Origin of the sequence: Actinoalloteichus spitiensis RMV-1378 (assembly GCF_000239155.1) — a bacterium.
GTDB lineage: Bacteria > Actinomycetota > Actinomycetes > Mycobacteriales > Pseudonocardiaceae > Actinoalloteichus_B > Actinoalloteichus_B spitiensis.
Map to the genome: position 1 here is coordinate 1 of NZ_AGVX02000362.1, position 3,661 is coordinate 3,661.

Sequence of the window (3,661 nt, forward strand, 5' to 3'; positions counted from 1 at the left end):
GTTCCCCCGGCCCCCGACCAGCCCCCCTGGCCCGGATCCCCGAACCACTCCTCGGGCCACCCGCCCTCGGGGATTCCGCAGCGCCCGGTCAGTTCCGGCGCGGTGCCCTCCTCGGAGCGGACCGGTGGCGGCACCGGCCGGCGGAGCGGGCCGGTCGGGGGTGTCCAGGGCACCCCTCTCGGTACCGGGGCCGCCTCCCGAGGCTCCGCACGCTCGTCGTCGGCCGGTGCCCTCCTGGCGTTCGGGAGTTCGGCACGGCGGTCCGGTGCCCCGGCCCGCGGCCCGGTCCGAGGCCCGGTCCGAGGCCCGGTCCGAGGCCCGGTCCGAGGGGGGCCTGCCCCCTCGTTCCCCGCCGGCAGCGCGAGCGGAGCCGGCGCGGAGGGCCGCCCGCCGGGGTCAGCCCCGGTCCGCTGCGCGGACGTCGACCGCTCGCCCCAGTCCGTGAAGTAACTCCCCCGGTGCACGGCGTAGTCCACGGTGACCACCGGCACGTAGGTGACCCTCATCCGCCGGGACAGCCGGTGCACCAGTTCCCAGTCCTCCTTCGGGTTGACGGCCCGGGGCCGGGCCCACGGGTCGAAACGCACGAGGGGACTCCTGGTGACGACGATGGAGTTCGAGTCAGCCCACGAGTCGTCGGTGTGTGCCCGCCTGTCGAACTCGCGGCCGATGATGTCCAGTTGGGAACCGTCGGCACGCAGGCGCCGCACTGCCGTGTACGCCAGGCCCGGGCCCGGCTCCTCGCGGAGGGCGCGGAGCGCACGCTCCAGGTGGTCCGGCCGCCACGTGTTGTCGTCGTCGAGGAAGGCGACGAAGGGTGACCGGGACAGCCTGATCCCCACGTTGCGCGCGAGGCCGCAGCTGCCGTGGTTGCGCGCGAGCCTGATCAGGCGCAGCCGGGGGTCCGAGGGCAGCGTTCCGACCTCGCCGCCGCCGTCGTCCACCACGAGGACCGCGATGTCGCGGACCGTCTGGCCGAGAGCGCTCCGCACCGCCGCGAGCAGGCGACCCGGCCGCCGGTACGTGGGGATGACCACCACGACGGTGGCCTCCGGGACCGGGGACACCACCGTGGTCAGCCGCTCCACCTCGGCGTCCTCCGCCGCCCGCGCCGCCCGCCGGGCGGCCGCGTAACGCAGCCGGTACCAGCGCTCCGCGACGACGTGACGTCCCACCAGGCGTCGCAGCAGGTCCTTAACCAGCCGGGGGAACTCCACCGGCGCCCGCCGGTTCGGGTCGCTCACCGGGTCGCCTCCAGCCGCTGGGGCGCGGTCCGCCGACCGGTCCGGAAATCCGGGCCGGCGGCCGGGTGGGTCGGGTGACCGGCGAGGAGCCGCCCTCGACCCGCCCAGAGTTCCCGCAGGGCCCGGCGGTGCACCCGCCGCAGGAGGGGCGTCCGCACCAGCTGCCCCACGACCAGCGCGGCCCAGACCAGGCGCGCCGCCCGGCGGCCGTCCCACCGCGCCACGTGCACCACCCGGTTCGTGACCAGCTGCGCCCACAACCTCGGCGTGGAGGACACCTGACCGCCGAGGTGGACGGCGGTCGCCTGCGGCACCCGTACGATCCGCCACCCGGCGTCGGTCACCCGCCGGCAGTAGTCCACCTCCTCCGAGTAGAGGAAGAGGTCCGCCCGCCACGGCCCGATGCGCCGCCGCACGTGGGCCGGCACGAAGAGCACCGCGCCGTTCGCCCAGTCCGGTTCCTCCCGCCGACCGGGGGCGATGCGTTCCCCGAGCGCGGGGAACCGGCCCGCCCACCCGCCGAGGAGGGCTTCGCCCCAGGCCCGGGCCGGGCTGGGCCGCCGCCGCATCGTCGGCTCGGACCGGCCCGCGCCGTCGCGCACCACCGGGACCGCCACCCCGGCCCCTCCCCGTACCTCGTCGCAGGCCCGTCGCCCGTCACGACCACGAGATGCAGGGTCGGGCGACGTCGGGATCACGGCACCGGGATCGGGTTGGCACGCGGCCACGAGGGGCAGCACGGACCCCGGATCGAGGCGCACGTCGGCGTTGAGCACCAGCAGGCCCTCGGTCGGGGTGGCGAGCGCCGCACAGGCGTTCACCCCGCTCGCGTAACCCAGGTTCGCCCCCAACGGCACCAGGTGCGCGTAGGGCGCGTACCGGCGGGCCACGTCGAGGGTTCCGTCGGTCGAGTGGTTGTCGGCGATCACCAGTCGCCACCGCCCGACACCGCGCAGGGCCGCCGGGAGTGACTCCAGCAGCCCGGGCAGGTCCTCCGCCGACTGGTGGGTCACGACGGCTACGAGGACGTCCGGTCCAACGTGCACGTGCTCATCCCTTCCTGGTGGGGTCGTCGGTCGCGCTCGGAGGTCCGGCGCGGGTCGACGCGGCCGAGGTACCCGTCTCCCCGGGGCGGGTCGAGGCCGCGCGGGGAACCGCCGGGCCGGTCAGGGCGCCGACCAGTCCGACGAGGAGGAACAGGTAACCCTGGAACTGGGGGAAGGCGAGCGCGTCGAAGGTGCCGAGGCAGCACACCCCCACCAGCAGCGCCACGGCGAGCGCCCACCCGGTGTCCCGGTCCCGCGTCGCGTCACCACCGGCGGCCCCCGCGCGGCGGGTGACCGCGCCCCCCGCCGCCCGGCAGGCCAGCACCAGGGGGGTGACCAGCAGGACGAGCAGCCCGAGCAGCCCGGGCGGCCCGGACTCGACGAGCGTCAGCAGGTACTGGTTGTCCAGGTAGGGCTGCGGCGGCGCCAGGTAGGTCCCGAAGCCCTGCCCCCACCACGGGTGATCGGCGAGGCGAGCGGCCACGTAGGCGTAGTCCTCCAGCCGCCCTTGAACGCTGTTGTCCGTTCGCGACCCGAGGACCGTGGCGGCGAGCACCTCGGCCAGCCGGGGCCAGGCGGTGACCACCACCCACAGGGCCGCGAGCAGGCCGAGCGCCCACGACAGCCACCGCCGCGGCCCCAGGCGGGGGAACAGCGCGAGGAGGACCACGGCCACCCCGAGCAGCCCGGTGCGGGAGATCGTGGTGAGGACCCCGAGGGTCAGCAGGACCGCGCACCCCCACCAGAGCCAGGGTCGCCTGCCGCCACCGGCCAGGTGGACGGCGAGCGGTAGTGCCATCGCGGCGAGCGCCGCCAGCTCGATGGGGTGGTTCGCGAAGCCCATCGCCCGGACCAGACCTCCCCTGGCCAGGTCCGCGTCCCACAGCGGAACGAGTTCCAGGCCCGGTACCTCCAGCAGCGGTCGCGGGTCGACGCCGACCGTGAAGAGGGCCACCGCCGCGCCGGCCGACGCGGTGGTGCCGAGCACGAGTGCCGCCAGCACCCACCTCAGCTCACGGCCGTCGCGAACTCCGTCCGAGGCGAGCAACGCGACCCCGACCGCCGGAACGAGGGCCAGCAGCGCCCGGTCGGTCTCCGAGGTCCGGTCCGCGCCGATGCCGCCGCCGAGGGTCGCGAACGCGTGCGCCACGAGCACCAGCACGAGGAACCCCAGCAGCACACGGGTCACCGGGTTGGCCCCGGTGGACCTCCGTGCCCCGCCCACGACCGCCACCCACCACCACAGCAGGCAGCCCAGGGCGAGCAGGCGGGCCGGCGTGACCCCGCCCGCTCCCCCGACGAGGACGAGGTTCTGGGGCAGTGCCAGCAGCAGCGCGAGCACCGCGAGGACGGCACCGGCCGGTGCCCGCC

3 protein-coding genes are annotated in these 3,661 nt (G+C 76.0%); all 3 read right to left on the reverse strand.

Translation table 11 applies throughout. From position 1 onward, the window contains the following. A partial coding sequence (locus ACTIDRAF_RS34245; RefSeq protein ID WP_052168868.1) for a glycosyltransferase family 2 protein occupies positions 1-1,244 on the reverse strand: 1,244 nt, incomplete at its 3' end. Then, positions 1,241-2,290 (reverse strand): glycosyltransferase family 2 protein, encoded by a 1,050-nt coding sequence (locus tag ACTIDRAF_RS29260; RefSeq protein ID WP_016699769.1) that lies wholly within the window; start codon positions 2,288-2,290, stop codon positions 1,241-1,243. The genes ACTIDRAF_RS34245 and ACTIDRAF_RS29260, both read right to left, overlap by 4 nt. Positions 2,291-2,294: 4 nt before the next feature. Next, positions 2,295-3,661: O-antigen ligase family protein (locus ACTIDRAF_RS0216175; RefSeq protein WP_016699770.1), on the reverse strand; the 1,367-nt coding region annotated here is incomplete at its 5' end.